We start from the raw sequence: 16,233 nt of genomic DNA, 5'->3' as shown, positions 1-16,233 counted from the left end.
GGGAACGAGTATGAAACGATTACTGGCAGCATTGACCATGATACCGTTGCTGGCCCCCGCGGCTTTTGCCACGGAGACCATCAAGCTCGGTGCGTTTTTCGATCTTTCCGGCCGGGCGGCTTTTATCGGAACGCCGACGAAGCTGGTCGCCGAGATGGTGGTGGAGAAAATAAACGGAGAAGGCGGTATTAACGGCAAAAAACTGGAGCTGATAATCGCAGATACCGAGGCCAACCCGGCTAAAACTGCCTCCATTGCCAAGAAATTCATCCACAAAGAGAATGTGGTTGCCATTATCGGTCCAACCCTGACCGATACAGGTATGAATGTAAAAAAAGTTGTGGATAAGGGCCAGACCCCGATCTTTATGACCGTTGGCGGTGATCCGGTGATTATGGGTGGTAAGTTCGGCCCATATAAGTACGTTTTTAAGTCACCCCAGCGTTCAAGTATCGCCGTAGGACGACTCTTTAATTATTTGCAGGAAAAAGGGCTGAGCAAAATCGCGCTACTTTCAGCCGCAGATGGTTTTGGTAAAGATGGTGCCCGCTGGATGGATAAACTGGCTGCAGAATATGGAATCGAGATCGTTGCCCGCGAATCGTTCGGTACCCGGGACACTGACATGACCGCCCAGTTGACCAAGGTGAAGAATGCTCAACCACAAGCCATTGTTGCCTGGACAATCGGCCCGGCAGGCTCCATTATTGCCAAAAACAAGGCACAGTTAGGTATTGAACTTCCACTTTTTCAGTGTCATGGTCTGCCTGATCCCAAGTATATCGAGCTTGCCGGCAGCGCCAGTGAAGGAGACCGGATGCCTGCCACCAAGCTGATGGTGGTGGACGAACTGCCGGATAGTGACCCGCAGAAAGCCATTATCCAGGAATTTGTAACTCTTTATAAAGAAAAAGGGTACGATACACAGTTCCCGATCAACACTCACTCCGGTTACGCCTGGGACGCTATTATGATGGTGGCAAACGCGATTGAGAAGGTGGGTACCGATCGAGAGGCGATTCGGGCTGAGATTGAAGGGACGAAAAACTATATTGGTATCTCAGGTATCTATAATATTACCGAAGAAGACCATAACGGACTGGGAGTGGACTCCATGGTCATGGTGCAGGTGAAAAATGGTCAGTTTGTAATGGCCAGATAACCTGCTATTCTCTTCGAGTTAAAAAAAATGCCCCGGTCGCATATGCGGCTCGGGGCATTTTTTTTTGTATGGCCCTGTTTAATGAGGTGCTTCTGCACTTTGCATGATTTCATCGTACGCACGTGCCAGCTCACGTTTCAGCTCATGGACCGGCCTACCGTAGCCTTCAATCTCAAGGTAACCTTTCTGCACAGTTTCCCCGCAGGTGAAAGAGACGCAGGATTGGATCTCGGCTTCCGTACATCTCCGTATCGAATCCTGACCAGAGAAAACGATCCAGTGGGCAAAGCCCTGTGGAATGAGATTTACAATGCTCTGCCAGGTAAGATCCCGGGGCAGAATGACCTGGGCGCGAAGGTAAATCTGGTCCTCTTCGATGCGTTCAGTAATAGTCATTTCACGGGGGAAGACCGGCTCAGGGAAATTGTTTTGAGGTGCTGCTGCTGCCAATACTTTACCCTCATCGGCAAAAAATGGTGCCAGCCTGAATGTCGGCGAAGGAGCGGTAACGAGAGATACGCTAAAATAAACGAGCCCACTGACAGCCATGGCGACTATAACGCCATGTCCCATCAGGATTGGATGCACAGCCTCAAGTGCGGGTGGCGCGCCGGGCAGGGTGTTGAACAGATCATAGGCTACAAAAGCGCACTGACTTAAAAAGCCGGTACACATGGAAGCCCCCGCTCCTGCTGCGGTTCCTCCTTTCCAGTACATACCTCCCATCAACGCGAAAAAATACGAGGCACTGGCTATGAAGGTGGCGATATGGATGGCGTCGATAATCGAGTCAATCAGAAAAGAGCCAATGGTGGCGCAGGCGATGATAAGGAGCACACTCAGCCTGTTGACCAGCATCATTTCACTCATCGATGCTGCGGGATGGAAGAGTCGTTGATATATATCACGGGCCACGCATGAGGCACCAGACGCAGCAAAAGTGTCGGCGCAGGACATGGCAGCAGCAGCAAGCGCTACAGCGCAGAGGGCCACGATAATATCTGAATAGTTCTGACTGACGATGAAATGCAAAAGAGCAGGCTCTGCCTGGGCCATTCCCATGGGAAAGCCGGCCGCGGCAATATCAGGATAGATGTTTCTCAGGCCCAGAGCTATGAAGGCACAGCCTCCGAAAACAAGAGTGACCAATAAAGAGCCGAAGAGCATGCCGTTGCGTGCTGACCGGGAGTCTCTTGCTGCCCATACTTTCTGCCAGGGGTCTTGTTCAGTTATCCAGCCGGGGATGATGGCAACGCTAAAGATGAGTACCATAGGCAAACCGATTGAGAGTGGGTTCCACCAGTCCGCACCTGTGGTTGTAACCATGGTAGATATCGCCTGGCTGCTGGTTTCAGCGCCATTGCCCATGACCAGGACCGAGAAAATCAGCACGAAGAATGACAGGCAGAGAAATTGCACAGTATCGGAGGCAATGACCGCAGACAGGCCACCCAGAGTAACATAGACCGCGACGGATAATCCTACTATCAATGCAGCCTGCAGGTTGGATATGCCATAAAAGATTTGCAGCACCATGGCAAAGCCCTTGATGTCGGCCACGGCAAAGAGGATCATTACCACGATGATGATCATAGCCACAGGAGTGCGGATAAATGAACCATAGCGGATTTCCAGCAGTTCGGGCTGGGTCATGGCTGGGATTGATCTGATCTTTTTGACCAGAAGAGCGATAATCAGGAGTGCGATAATATTTGGGGCCACAAATCCCCAGACAGAGCCCATGCCAAGAAGGATAAAAAAGCCGATAACCGCCAGCATGGCTCCGGCGGTCAGCCAGGATGCGGCTGCGGAAAAACCAATGGAGAACGTTCCGGCGCTCTTGCCGGCCAATAGAAAATCCCTCACGGTTTTTTGCCTCCGGTTAAAGTAGTAACCCGTGGCGATGAGGAAAAAAATGTAGGCTCCAAAAAGAACCAGAAATATCGAATAGCTGCTCATACTCCCTCCCGGCAACCGAGGGCGACGCTCAATACTGTTATCAGACGCCGCGATGCTGTTGCCAATCTGGTGCCGGAGGGAGATAGAAAAATCCCCGAACCGACAAGTGTCAGCCCGGGGATTTACCATCTCTCCGAGAACAATAGGCTTGGTTGGCAGATATTCTGACTCGTGGATCACCCTACTTACCGCACCTTCCCGTACCGTTTATCCGATTTCAACCTGAAATTACAGTACAGTGGTATATGCGGTGTTCGTCCTCACTCACAGCGGCGGGTCCGTTCCGGAATTACACCGGATTCCCTGCGGGAATCGATCAATGGTTGATCAGATACCCGGATCATTTAAAGATCACCAGCAAGCATTTGTTGTGTTTGTTGCTAAGCCCTTGATTCCAATATTTATGAATCAGGAAAAAGGCCAATTCGCCTTGCAGAAATAGTGTATATACAAAAAATAGTCAAGCCGGTTCATTGCCTGATATGTTAAAGGATTAATTGAACTATTCAGAAGTTTACGACATCTTTTGTATAGACTCAGTTGGGATATTGGAAAACGGTAATGTCATTTTTTTTAGAAAAAGTTGTGTTTTCAGTTGATTGGTAGAGTGTCGTCAGCTGGTGACGATAAGGGGAAAGGGACTATTTTTCTGTTGTTGCCTGCTGGGGAGTAGTTTACATTCAGCTTCTGTTCGTCTATAAAAACAGCGACATCAGTCTGATGTGGCAATGGTTTCGTGTAGGTAGGCTTCTCTTTTATTTAAATGAGTAGAGCGTTATGGTATCTGTGCATGAACGTAAAGTGTTGTCAGAATTAAGAAAAGTTGCAAATAAAAGTTTGGTGTGTTCCCTCTGGGTGCTGGTACTTCTTTTGCCGCACGAGGGGAGCGCTCAACTCTCAGCATCTTCTCCGGCGATAAAGAAACTCTTCATCGTTCACAGTTATGAAGCAGGGCACCTCTGCGGTCAGCCCCAGCATGACGGTGCGATAGCAGGCCTGGCCAGATCAGGCTGGATTGTTGATGAGAATCTGGCTGTGCGCACCTATTATATGGATACCAAGCGCACCAATAATAGCCCCGCTCTTATTCAACAGCAGGCAATACTGGCTATTCAGGAAATAGAGCAATATCAGCCTGATGTTGTCCTTACCCTTGATGATAACGCGTTTAAAACCATTGCTCTTTCATCTGGGATGAAAAACCAGACCTTTGTCTTCAGCGGGATGAACGCTCAGCCGGAAGAATATAACTCCCAATATACCTTTATGAGTAGCCGCGAAAACCCCGGTGGCAGGATTACCGGTGTGTATGAAAAGCTTCATTTCTTTGAAGCGGTGCGAGTGATGTCGATCATGCATGAATATAACAAGATTCTGGTGTTGGAGGACCTTTCGCCGACAGGTAAGGCTATTTCCCGGCAGGTTGATCTTGAGTTGTCCTTGCCTGGGCAACAGTCGGTGTCAAATGTGGTCGACAAGGTGGCCAGAACAAAAGTTCATTCCTGGGAAGAGTTTCAGGAAATTATTGCCCAGGCAAACGATGACCCGGAGATTGGCGCCATATACCTGGGCACACTGTTACTCCACGATAGTTCCGGAGAGACCTATACTGCAGAGGAAATTATCAGTTATTATATATCCCATTCTACAAAGCCTGCCATAGGCTTGAATTATGCCTTCATCAAGCAGGGACTGTATGGTGGTGCGACCGTCGATTTTTTTGCCATGGGCCAGCTTGCGGGGGAGAAAGTTGCGAGAATTCTGAGCGGCGCGGAAGCCGGTACGCTGCCCATCGAAGATGCACCAAGAGTGGCGCTGGTCTTCAACCTTCAACGGGCTGAATCACTTGGTTTGGAAATTCCTTCAGATATCCTGCTGGCGGCGGACGAGGTATTCAGAAAGTGATACGAGAATTGCAAGCCTCTGGATTGGGCTCCAGAAAAGCCTCAACCCTGGTCACATTGACAATTATCGGTCTGGTAATCGTCTCTATTATTGCTGTCTACGGGATTCTGTATTTCAGCTTTGCAAAAAGTCTCACCAGAGAGTTCGAAGACCGGGTTGCTGCAGAGTCAGGCAAGGCAGGGCTGGCTGTCGATAATCGCCTCAACAGGGTCAAGACCCGTTTAAAAGCTCTGTCGCTTGATAATACTGTGCGCGTAACCCTGATGCTTGGAGCCACCAAACAGCTGGATGAGTATCTGCGTGAAGTCTACTCATATGATAATGATCTTCATTTTGTTGTTCAGGACAATGACGGCAATACCTACAGGGCCTTTGAGGAAAACTACTGTGCTGTACCCTTTAAAAAAGTTTTTACTAAACCTCCCGGCAGCTTCGGTATTGTAGATATTCTGGAAAAGGGCGAGGTGCTCATAAGCTATCATCTTCCGGTGATGCGACAGGGGAAAAAAATTGGTGCTGCGGCAGCGGTGTATCATCTGCAACGAGATAGTTTTCTTAAAAATATCATCCAGAATCTGAAGAGCCAGCAATTGGTCATGGTGAGAGACGGTGTGGTCTGGGATGCCCTGAATGGCGAGGTCACTGACTTCACAGTTCAGTCGATGCAGGGGGCAGAGAACTTCATCGGGGCACATTATCTCGATGATGGTGACCATGTTGCGATGTCGATCAGTCAATTGCCGGGGCTGTTTTTCGTCTCCGGTCTTGAGCAGCTGGAAAAGGCCAAAGTAAAAGTTGTTCTGAGTTTTTTACTGACAGGGATAGCCCTGACTATTATTGCCCTCCTCGTCTCACGTTTTCTGAGTTACACCCTGGTTGAACCCATGCAGAAACTCTCCTCGCTGGCGTTGAAGATCTCTGAAGGGAAGGACGCCTTCTCAGAAGAGATCGGCCATACGGGTATCGTGGAAGTCGAGCAGTTGAAAGACTCTCTGAACCGGATGGTCAACTATCTTCAGCAGGCCAGGGAAAATGAGCGTTACCAGACCCTGTTTGAGGGCGTAGCGGACATGGTTTTTATTCACAACCTTCATGGGGAATTGGTTGAGTTCAACGGGGTGACCTTGAAAATGCTGGGTTACTCCCGCGAGACACTGCTCAAGACAAATTTCCGGGAACTGGTTCCCGAATCAGAGCGAGACTCTATTGATGAAACGTTTGGGCAGATCCTTCCTCTTCAGACTGAGTTGTTTTTTACCACCAGGCTGTTGGATCGAAATAATTTGGCAATAGACGTGGAGTGTCATGCCAGGCGCATACAATATATCGGTCAGGAGGTGGTGCTCAATGTGGTCAGGGATATTTCTGCCCGGGTCAGAGCGGTTAAGGCGCTGAACGAGTCGCAGCAGAGACTGCTGACTGTTATGGATAGTATTCATGCCACGATTTATGTTGCCGATCTCGATACCCATGAAATTCTGTTCATGAACAGACAAATGAAGCAATCCTATGGTGAGAATTTAGAGGGCCGCAAATGCTACCAGGTCACCCGCCGCTTATCGGAGCCCTGCAAGCACTGTACCAGCAGTGCCCTGAGAAAAATGCACGATGATGGTAAACGGGAAATTATCTGGGAGGGGCAGAACCCGATAAGCAACATCTGGTATGTCAATTATGACCGCATCGTCAACTGGATTGATGGACGTGAAGTGAAGATGCAGATTTCATTTAACATTACGCAAATGAAAGAGCTTGAAATCAAGCGTGCACAGGCTGAACAGCAACTGCGTCGCAGCCAGAAGATGGAGGCAATCGGTGCTGTTGCCGGTGGTGTGGCCCATGACCTGAATAATATTCTCACAGGCGTGGTGAGTTATCCTGATTTGCTACTGATGGATATGCCCGAAGACAGCCCCATGCGCAGCGTGGTAATGACTATTCGGGAGACAGGGTTGAAGGCTGCGGCAATTGTTCAGGACCTGCTGACACTCTCCAGGCGAAGTGTGGTACGAAATAAGGTTGTCAACATCAATGACATCATCAGGAATTATCTGAATAGCCCTGAACATCAAAATCTGCTTCAGGAATTTTCAGAGGTCAGGATTGAACTTGATCTGAAGCCGGATTTGCTGAACATTCTGGGTTCTACAGTTCATCTTGCCAAAACGGTAATGAACCTCATCTTTAACGCCGCGGAGGCGATTGAAGGGCCAGGGACAATCAGCATTTCCACTCACATGGAGACAATCAACGGTAGGAGCCTTTCGTCAACAGTTGAGCCCGGCGAATATGTAGTGCTTGTTGTCTCTGATGATGGCTGCGGTATTGATAAGGATGACAAAGAACGAATATTTGAACCGTTTTTCAGCAAAAAAACGATGGGCAGAAGCGGAACCGGGCTCGGTATGGCAGTGGTGTGGGGGACTGTAGAGGATCATGAGGGCCACATCGACCTGACTTCCACTCCGGGCGACGGTTCGACCTTTACCCTCTACTTTCCTGTGACCAGAAAAGAACTGTTACAGGAGCAGCTCCTTGTAGCGCGGGAAGAGTTTACCGGTAAAGGTGAAACCATCCTGGTGGTGGACGACCTGCTGGAGCAGAGGGAGATCGTTTCCATGATGTTTTCCCAACTTGGTTATACTGTGAAAACCGCCGGCAGCGGAGAAGAGGCGATAGAATATCTGCAGACCAGCAAGGTTGATCTGGTAATGCTGGATATGATAATGGAAAATGGTTTGAATGGCTTGGAAACCTATCGTGAGATCCTTAAACTCCACCCGTTCCAGAAAGCGATAGTCGCCAGCGGTTACACAGAAACCGATCAGGTGAAAGAGGTCATTCGCCTGGGTGCTGGCTGTTATATCAGGAAACCGTATCTTTTTGAGGAGATTGCCTCGGCGGTAAAAGCGGAACTGGCCAAGGAGTCGTCGGAACTGTTGTTGAGTTCAGGTGAGGTGAATTAGCCCCGAATATCTCATGAGAAACCCAGGTTAGCATTCACGGGTCTGGTAAAGAACCCAGATCGAATATGCTCCGAAGGCTGTGCCGAACGGGATATTGGTAAGGTTCAGGAGCGAAAATATCCACAACAGACTTCTTGCCCAACGCGTATTTATGGTAAAACCGCGCGCGACAAGGATATGCAGTACCCCGAAGAGTACCAGCGGGATAAGCACCACCGCACCGGTGGGCGAAGCCGCAGTTGCAGATGCAAAACCAGAATTGCCTTGATTGAAGAAGGCGGTTGTACCCATCACCAGAAAAGCGACAGCACCGATCAGGTAAAGAACACCAAGAACTTTCAGGATAAAACAGACTATGCGTACATGCTTTCCGGCATTGGCCGCCATCTGATCTCCATTGGCCGAAAATATTGGCGGGCCGATTCTGTTACGGCCCTCCCTTAATTTGTACCTACTGCAATTCTATGTAAAAAAGTTTCTTTCTTGCAAACCATTCCTTCCGTATTGCGGTTCTCAGGGTTGTAACTCAATTTTTGTGAAAACTCGGCTTAGAGCCAGTTGGTGAAGAACATCGTTGCCAGGTAACCGAAGCCGAATAACCAGACAAAAAGGATAGCAGCCAGATAAATAGGGGCAGGACCGACTTTTTTGAGTTTGCTGAAGCTGGTCTCCATGCCCAGGGCACACATGGTCATGGTGAGCAGGAAGATATCAAGATTATTGATGAAATCAACCATTCTTACCGACAGCAGGTTGAGTGAGTTAAAGCCCACAACGGCGAGAAATATCACGGCGAACCAGGGAATTGCAAAACCTGTACTGCCATCTTGAGCGTTGGCGTTTTTTCTGGTGAAAATCAGGCCAACGATAATCAACACCGGTGCTAGCATGAGCACCCGGATCATCTTGGTAATGATAGCGTTACTGCCTGCCGTGGTAGAGATATCACTTCCAGCCGCTACTGCATGGGCTACCTCATGGATTGTGCCACCGACAAACATTCCGTAGGTCTTTTCGTCCATCCCCAGCAGCCCGCTTTTGTAGAGAAATGGCATCAGGAACATGGCTATGGTGCCGAAAACAACAACTGTAGCCACTGCAATACCACTCTTATGGGATTTGGATTTCAATACCGGCTCAGCCGCAAGGATCGCTGCAGCCCCACAGATCGAACTGCCGATGGTGGTGAGAAAAGCGGTGTCCCTATCCATCTTGAGCAGGCGAGTACCGGTGAAATAACCGAGCAGCAGCGTGGAAACAATCATGGTGCCTGAAAGGGCTATGCCTGGAAGACCTACGGCAAGGATGTCCTGAAAAGTCAGGCGAAACCCATACAACACAATGGCAAAACGAAGGAGAGGTCTGGTGGAAAAGGTGATTCCTGGGAGCCAGGTGGTTGGCATATGTGAGCGCAGGGTATTCCCGTAGGCGGTCCCGAGCAGAATGCCGATGATCAGGGGACTGAGACCAAGGGTGATTATCAGTGAATGTTGTGAAATAAGGGTTGCTGACATGGCGAAAAGGGCCACAAACCACAACCCGTTCAACGTCTGTGCCGAAGGGAGTTGTGATGATCGTAGTGATAACTGCATGATAGTACTCCATGGTTATTGAAATGTTGACCGAAATATAGAGGAGGAGTATGGTTCAGTCAAATTGATAGTTTTTTGCTATTGACTAAAATGAATCTAATCAAGCCGATTCTCTTATAAGGTGGCATATATGGATATCACTCTCAGGCAGGCGGAATTGTTTCTGGCTCTGGTACGCACCGGTAAAATCCAGAGTGTGGCGCATGAATTCTATCTGACACAATCGGCTGTTTCCACAGCCATCAAGCGATTTGAAGAGGCGGTAGGGGTTCCGCTTTTCGATAGGGCGCATAAGAAGATAACCGTGAACAGCAATGGTCAGGTACTGGCAGAAGAGTTGACACCGGTGTTGAAGCGATTCCAAGATGTCACCTTGATGTTTAAAACCGATTGCATCTCGGGCAGACTCGAAATCGGTGCCAGCCAGACAATGGCAGATTATCTCTTCCCCCAGATGCTGTATGATTTTCAGCTTCGTCACCCTAAGGCACTGATCTCAATTAAAACCGGTAACTCCAGTGAGGTGGTTCACGAGGTGGAAGCTGGAATGGTGCCGGTCGGCTTTATTGAAGGAGAGGTGTTGAGCAGGACTTTAGATATCACCCGTATTGGTTCTGAAGAATTGGTGGTGGTTACTTCAGACAAAGAATTCGCAGGGGCAAAACAGTATACTATCGACGAACTGCTTGATTACCGCTGGGTTTTGCGTGAGAGCGGCTCAGGAACGAGAGAGGCCTTTTTACATCAGCTCAAGGAAAAGGGACAGCAGCTGAATCTCTTTATGGAACTGGATCAGATAGAATCGATCAAGAACGTCTTACGCAACCCCGGCACCCTGAGTTGTCTCTCCCAGCATGCGGTAATGCGGGAAATGGCGCGTGGGGCGCTGTATCCTGTACAGGTCTCAGGGCAACGTTTTATGCGGAATTTATACCGGGTGATGCATCCTCGACAGTCGGTAACGCTTTTGATGCAAGCAGTTTTCGAAGAGGTGGAGGCGGCAATTACAGGAACCGGGCACATGTCGGTTGATAGTGAAAAGTTATAGTGCAATGCCACTAAGTGGTATTGTGTTGATATTAAACGAAATATAATAGTTCGCTAACAGGAATACGGTTCATTGCTGATGGTTGATAGAGGTTTTTGTTGAGACAAGTAAAACCACAAATCCATTCAGGAGAATAAACAATGCAAGGAATCAAGAAAACCGTTGGCCTGTGTATGGTGGCTCTATTCATTTCCGCACCGGCCATTGGCGCAGAGCAGCCCAAGTATGTCTTTTATATGATTGGTGATGGTCTCGGCGCTTCCCAACGGCAGTTCAGCGAGTTTTTTGTTCGCGAGAAAGAGCAGGACAACAGTAAAGAGTTACTGATGAATACCTTTGAGGTGGCGGGTCTGAACACCACCTATGCTGCCGATACCCTGATTACCGATTCTGCAGCTGCAGGCACCGCGCTCGCTTCCGGTGTCAAGACCAATAAAGGGGTTATCGGTAAGGATGCCAAAGGCAATGACGTGAAAACCCTGGTGGAAGCTGCCGAGCTTGAGGGTATGGCAACCGGTATCATCACCACCACCCGCCTCACCCACGCTACTCCGGCTGCGTTTGCCGCACATAATATCTCCAGAAACAATGAGAACGAGATCGCCGAAGACTACCTGAAGAGTGGTGTGGACTTCCTGGCGGGAGGAGGTATCCGCCATTTCATTCCGAAAAGTATGAAGATCGAAAACGGTGATGCCATTGGCAAGACTATCAAGTCCAAGCGTAAAGATGAGAAAAATCTGGTAGCAGCCTTTCACCAGTCAGGCTATAGCACCTTCATCGGCATGGAAGGGGCCAAAGCATTCGGTGCGACTGATTTTACCAAGGAAGAAAAGGTGGTGGCGCTTTTCACGTACACCCACATGCCGTATGAGATTGAGCGAATAAACACGTACAGCGCGGTTCCATCACTGGCTGAGATGACTCAGGCCGGTATCGAGGTTCTGCAAAAGGATAACGATGGCTTTTTCATGATGGTTGAGGGCGGTCGTATTGACCACGCTGCCCATGCCAATGATCCCACCGGTGTTATCTATGATACCATTGCATTTGATGAGGCTATAAAGGTTGCCTATGATTTTTACCAGCAGCATCCGAAAGAGACCCTGATCGTCGTTGTTGGCGATCATGAGACCGGCGGCATGGGGCTTGGTATGGATTCAAAAGGATATAAGCTGGACATGAGCCAGTTGCTCGCCACCAGGATCAGCGTGGAGGATACTCTGGCCTATGGTAAAGGACAGTATAAAGGTGACAAGGCTGCATACCTCGCTTTTTTAAAAAATGAGTTTGGCCTCGACAACCTGAACGAGAGTGAGGCGGCCAGGCTTGAGCGGGCCATGACTGATGCCGATGCAGGGCAAACCTCAGGCTATTACAAAGTGAATCCGGCGGCCCTTACTGCGGCGCACATCCTCTCCGAGCGCGCCAACATCAACTGGACCACCACCATCCATACCGCAACCATGATTCCGATGTCTGCCACCGGTGTCGAGGCCCAGCGCTTTGCAGGCTTCAAGGATAACACTGAGATCGCCGATACCATGGCCGATTTGTTGAATTTCACTCTGTAATGAGCCGCAGGCCGTTTTGATCACCCGGTTGTTCTGGTTGTATGCACTGGAAAAGGCCTGCTTCCTATCGGAGCGGGCTTTTTTCGTTTTTCCTCTCTGGATGCAATATGTATAAAAAGCTTGGTTCACATCTGCTTCTGCTGGTTGTAATAGTATCTGTAATTGTAGCTTATTATTCATGGTCTGGTGTCTCTGACCCAATGAATGCTGAGGTGGAGGAGGTGCGGGCAGAAGTTCTTCTTGTAGACAATTCGGAGGTTCGTTCTTCAGGTCTGTCCCACATCGGTTATCAGGAACTTGAGGTTACGCTGCTCGAAGGGAGTTTCGCAGGAGAAAGTGTTTCAGCAACCAATAGTCTGGTAGGACAGAGCGATATCGAGAACATATTTAAACCAGGTGATGAAATTATCGTTGCTGTGATTTTGGAGGAGGGTGGCATAGCCCATGTCAAGGCAGTTGATCTCTACAGGCAGGATGCTCTTTTGCTGTTGTTTGGTATTTTTGTGTTGGCCCTCCTGTTGTATGCCGGAGTAGTCGGCATAAAGGCGCTGCTCTCCTTTATGTTCACTGTTCTCATCATCTGGGAAGTGCTGGTGCAGCGGATTCTGGCTGGTTATGACCCGCTTATGACGACAACTCTCACCCTGGTGCTTTTATCGGCGGTTATTATTTTTCTGGTAGCCGGTTTGAACAGAAGAGGGGCCACTGCCTTTATCGGTACTATCTGCGGGCTCTGTGTCACCTTGTTGGTGACCTTGCTTTTCTGCAACCGGGTGGGGTTGGTTGGTATGACCCAACCCTATGTGAACGCATTAGTTTTCAGCGGCTACTACCAGCTCGATATCAGGGAAATTTTCTATTCGGCGATTATTTTAGGAGCTTCCGGGGCGTGTATGGACATCGCTATGGATATTGCGGCTTCCATGGATGAGGTAAAGCTGAAAAAGCCTGAGATAACTGCCTGGGAACTGGTTCAATCAGGCTTCAATGTTGGTCGCCATGTAATCGGTACCATGGCAACCACCTTGTTGCTGGCGTACTCGGGTGGGTACCTGACTTTGTTGATGATTTTCCAGGTGAAAGAGCCAAGTATCATGCGTATGCTGAATTTGAAGATCGTCGCAGCTGAGATTATGCGCACGCTGGTTGGTTCTATCGGTCTGGTGTTGGTCGCGCCAATCACGGCGTTGGTTGGGGGTCTGATTATTTCTGGATATTTTACCAAGAGGGTACGGCTTCTCTCTTCGGGACGACAGGAGCGTATTGCGTCGGAGTCCAGGGTGAACCACAAGATCTAGTCATATAGGCAGCATGTTATATTTACAATTTGCTAACTGACTTGCGTTGATAACCCGGCTGTCAGATTACGGGAGTATAACCTTTTCGTGAAATTGTTCTGTACTGGCCTTGCAATGTCTTATCTTTTTATGTAAATGTACTGCAGGTAAAGGCTATAGAGCGAGAGGCTCTGTAGAGCGCCTGAAATTACATATAACTCCGAGCTGAAAGGCCTAAATTTCCGTGCTTAAATGCGGAAGAACGGCCTGATGCCGATAGGGTTGCGTTGGAAACGACGTTGCCTTCCGAAATTTGAAAAGGAGTCTGCATGAATGCACGAACCTGCCAAAGCTGTTCCACCGATATTTCGCCATTAATTGATTCATTCGGGCGTAAAGTTACCTATCTCCGTCTCTCAATCACCGATCGATGTAACCTGCGTTGCCGCTATTGCATGCCGGAAGACGGGGTTAATGTGCTTGACCATAAATCGATACTTTCCTACGAGGAGATGGAGCGTCTCTCCAGAATTTTCGTAAGTCTGGGGGTCAATAAAATCCGGATCACCGGCGGTGAACCTTTTGTTCGCAAAGGGTGTCTGGAGTTTATGGAGCGTCTCAAAGAGCAGAGCCCCGGCTTGAGTCTTCACCTGACCACCAACGGTGTTGCAGTCGGGCCGTATTTGCAGGGCTTGAAAGAGTTAGGCATAAAAGGCATTAACCTGAGCCTTGATACACTTGATGCCGAGCGCTTCAAAGAGATTACCCGCCGCGACAAGCTGGAAAAAGTGCTGGCTGTGTTTCACGAAATCCTCAGGCTTGAACTGCCCCTGAAAGTGAATGCCGTTGTTCAGGAAGATACCGGTGATGATGAGTTGCTCCGCATGGCGCAGTTGGTCAAGGATTATCCGGTGGCGATGCGTTTCATCGAGCTGATGCCTTTTTCCGGCGCTGAAGAACATCACGTTATCGAGATGTCCCAGACTCTTGAGTCGCGACTGTTCAAACTCTTCCCAGGGCTCACCGAGCTTTCCTCAAAATATGTCGAGACCGCCCGAAAATTCTCCCTGCCCGGTTATGCCGGAACCCTGGGAATCATCGAGGGTGAATCCCGAAAATTCTGTGCCACCTGTAATAAACTTAGAGTGACCTCGAGCGGCATGATGAAAAACTGCCTCTACGACCAGGGAGCATTGAACCTGCGCGATCTGTTGCGGGCAACCCCAGATGACTCAGAAGTTGCCGGTGAAATTCGTAAAGCGGTGAGCAAAAAACTGAAGAACGGCATGGAGGCTGCCAAGCTCAACGGGAATAGCAGCGAAGATTCCATGGCCTCCATTGGTGGTTGAGAATTTAACGCCATTCACCAAAAGTACGTAGTTACCGCGGACAAGCTTAACCTTTTGAGGATGATCTATGATATCGGTACCTGAGGCTCTTTCACTGCTCCGTGAAAACCTTCCAGAACCCAAAGTGGTATATGTGCCCGTAGAGGAAGCACTGGGACGCAGGTTGGCAGAAGACATAACTTCCCCCGAACCATCTCCAAGGTATACCAGTTCTGCCATGGACGGCTATGCTGCGCGTTGGCAGGATGTTCAGAATGTAAGCGAGTCGAATCCCGCACGTCTTAAGCTTGCTGGTGAAAGCCAGGCTGGTGTGCCCTATGAGGGTGTGGTAGCCATTGGCGAGGCTGTGCGAATCAGCACCGGTGCGATGCTGCCCGATGGCGCGGATACTGTTATCAGGGTCGAGGATACCAGTGAACAGGGCGATGTCGTTCAGATTATGGCATGCAGAAAACAGGGGCAGGACGTCCGCTATGCCGGTGAAGAGTTCATTGCCGGGACAGTGATTATGGCCCATGGCCTGGTTGTTACCGCCAGGCAGGTTGCCCTGTTGTCGGCGGTTGGTGCCCATCAGGTGCCGGTATACGATACGCCCCGTGTCTCACTTTTTATCACCGGTACTGAGCTTGCTCACCATGGGGATGGCGATATCAAACCCTATCAGGTTCGTGACTCGAACGCGCCGATGCTGAAATGCGCCGTGCGTGAAGCTGGTGGCACCCTGGTGAATTGCATGCACGTAGAAGATGACCTGGAAACCACTGTCAATTCGATGGCAGAGGCCCTGGAACATAAAAGTGATATTATTCTTTGTTCTGGTGGCGTTTCGGTGGGCAGACATGATCATGTCAAAGAGGCGGCAGAACGTGTGGGCTTTCAACAACTGTTCTGGAAAATACGGCAAAAGCCGGGAAAGCCTCTTTTTGTCGCTAAAAAAGGGCGGACCCTGTTGTTTGGCCTGCCGGGTAATCCGGTGTCGGCCTTTATGTGCTTCCAGAATTACGTGATTCCCAGTCTGGCCGCTTTGCAGGGTGTCGATTATCTGAAGAAATCTCTTTCAGCACGTGCCGAGGTGGCCATAGAAAACAGCGGCAGCCGTACCGATTTCATCCGGGTAACAATCCGGGATGAGCCCAATACTGTCCCCACCGTAAAACCTATCCCGCAGCAGGGCTCCCATATGCTGACCTCCATTGTCAAAGCCGATGGCTATATTGTGGTAGAGCCAAAAACAACCTTGCAACCGGATGACTTAATTGAAGTGTTCAGGTTCTGATATCTGATTGCTTGCTGCAAGGGTTGGCGCATTCAGTCAGCTCTTGCAATGAGTAATTCCCTCCGTATTTTTCTTGCCCGCTGTATTAACCTGTGCTCCTCGTCACAGCCGCGAAAATGCAACTC

Annotated in this window: 11 protein-coding genes and 2 riboswitches; of the genes, 8 read left to right on the top strand and 3 right to left on the bottom strand. The window is 49.4% G+C overall.

Features of this window, described 5'->3' with window-relative positions:
- The first annotated feature begins 10 nt into the window (after positions 1-10).
- Positions 11-1,162, top strand: a complete 1,152-nt coding sequence (locus ACN5NT_RS19985) for an ABC transporter substrate-binding protein (protein ID WP_136796881.1) — start codon at positions 11-13, stop codon at positions 1,160-1,162.
- A 78-nt stretch (positions 1,163-1,240) separates the two neighbouring features.
- Here the strand turns inward: ACN5NT_RS19985 and ACN5NT_RS19980 are convergent, their stop codons facing one another.
- Entirely contained in the window at positions 1,241-3,121 is a 1,881-nt protein-coding gene (locus ACN5NT_RS19980) for a sodium:solute symporter family protein (RefSeq protein WP_419176641.1), read from the bottom strand.
- 136 nt (positions 3,122-3,257) lie between these two features.
- Positions 3,258-3,475, bottom strand: a riboswitch (cobalamin riboswitch).
- Positions 3,476-3,898: 423 nt separating this feature from the next.
- On the opposite strand from ACN5NT_RS19980, the gene ACN5NT_RS19975 reads away from it, so the two are divergent.
- Positions 3,899-5,026 (top strand): ABC transporter substrate-binding protein, encoded by a 1,128-nt coding sequence (locus ACN5NT_RS19975; RefSeq protein WP_419176640.1) that lies wholly within the window; start codon positions 3,899-3,901, stop codon positions 5,024-5,026.
- Positions 5,023-7,992, top strand: coding sequence for an ATP-binding protein (locus ACN5NT_RS19970; RefSeq protein ID WP_419176639.1), 2,970 nt, complete (start codon positions 5,023-5,025; stop codon positions 7,990-7,992). Before ACN5NT_RS19975 ends, ACN5NT_RS19970 begins: the two co-directional genes overlap by 4 nt.
- 27 nt (positions 7,993-8,019) lie before the next feature.
- Here the strand turns inward: ACN5NT_RS19970 and ACN5NT_RS19965 are convergent, their stop codons facing one another.
- Both ACN5NT_RS19965 and ACN5NT_RS19960 read right to left on the bottom strand, forming a co-directional pair.
- On the bottom strand, positions 8,020-8,379 hold the full coding sequence (locus tag ACN5NT_RS19965) for a hypothetical protein (protein ID WP_136796877.1): 360 nt from the start codon (positions 8,377-8,379) through the stop codon (positions 8,020-8,022).
- 161 nt (positions 8,380-8,540) lie between these two features.
- Positions 8,541-9,584: a YeiH family protein gene (locus tag ACN5NT_RS19960; RefSeq protein ID WP_136796876.1), complete on the bottom strand. Its 1,044-nt coding sequence runs from the start codon at positions 9,582-9,584 to the stop codon at positions 8,541-8,543.
- Positions 9,585-9,714: 130 nt separating this feature from the next.
- Here ACN5NT_RS19960 and ACN5NT_RS19955 point away from each other — a divergent pair, with 130 nt between their 5' ends.
- From ACN5NT_RS19955 to glp, 5 genes are all read left to right on the top strand, one after another.
- The gene (locus tag ACN5NT_RS19955; RefSeq protein WP_419176638.1) at positions 9,715-10,632 is read left to right on the top strand and encodes a LysR family transcriptional regulator; all 918 of its coding nucleotides are present in this window, start codon (positions 9,715-9,717) and stop codon (positions 10,630-10,632) included.
- 140 nt (positions 10,633-10,772) lie between these two features.
- Positions 10,773-12,206, top strand: a complete 1,434-nt coding sequence (locus tag ACN5NT_RS19950) for an alkaline phosphatase (protein WP_419176637.1) — start codon at positions 10,773-10,775, stop codon at positions 12,204-12,206.
- Between the two features lie 107 nt (positions 12,207-12,313).
- The gene (locus ACN5NT_RS19945) at positions 12,314-13,504 is read left to right on the top strand and encodes a YibE/F family protein (protein WP_419176636.1); all 1,191 of its coding nucleotides are present in this window, start codon (positions 12,314-12,316) and stop codon (positions 13,502-13,504) included.
- 185 nt (positions 13,505-13,689) lie between these two features.
- Positions 13,690-13,823, top strand: a riboswitch (molybdenum cofactor riboswitch).
- Positions 13,813-14,832 (top strand): GTP 3',8-cyclase MoaA, encoded by a 1,020-nt coding sequence (moaA, locus tag ACN5NT_RS19940; protein ID WP_419176635.1) that lies wholly within the window; start codon positions 13,813-13,815, stop codon positions 14,830-14,832. It overlaps the preceding riboswitch by 11 nt.
- A gap of 67 nt (positions 14,833-14,899) precedes the next feature.
- Entirely contained in the window at positions 14,900-16,108 is a 1,209-nt protein-coding gene (gene glp, locus ACN5NT_RS19935; protein ID WP_419176634.1) for a gephyrin-like molybdotransferase Glp, read from the top strand.
- Positions 16,109-16,233: the final 125 nt, after the last annotated feature.

The organism is Desulfosediminicola sp., assembly GCF_048381775.1.
Classification (GTDB): Bacteria; Desulfobacterota; Desulfobulbia; order Desulfobulbales; family Desulfocapsaceae; genus Desulfopila; species Desulfopila ganghwensis.
The sequence above is the reverse complement of the archived record's forward strand: the minus strand, read 5'-3'. Positions and strand labels throughout refer to the sequence as shown.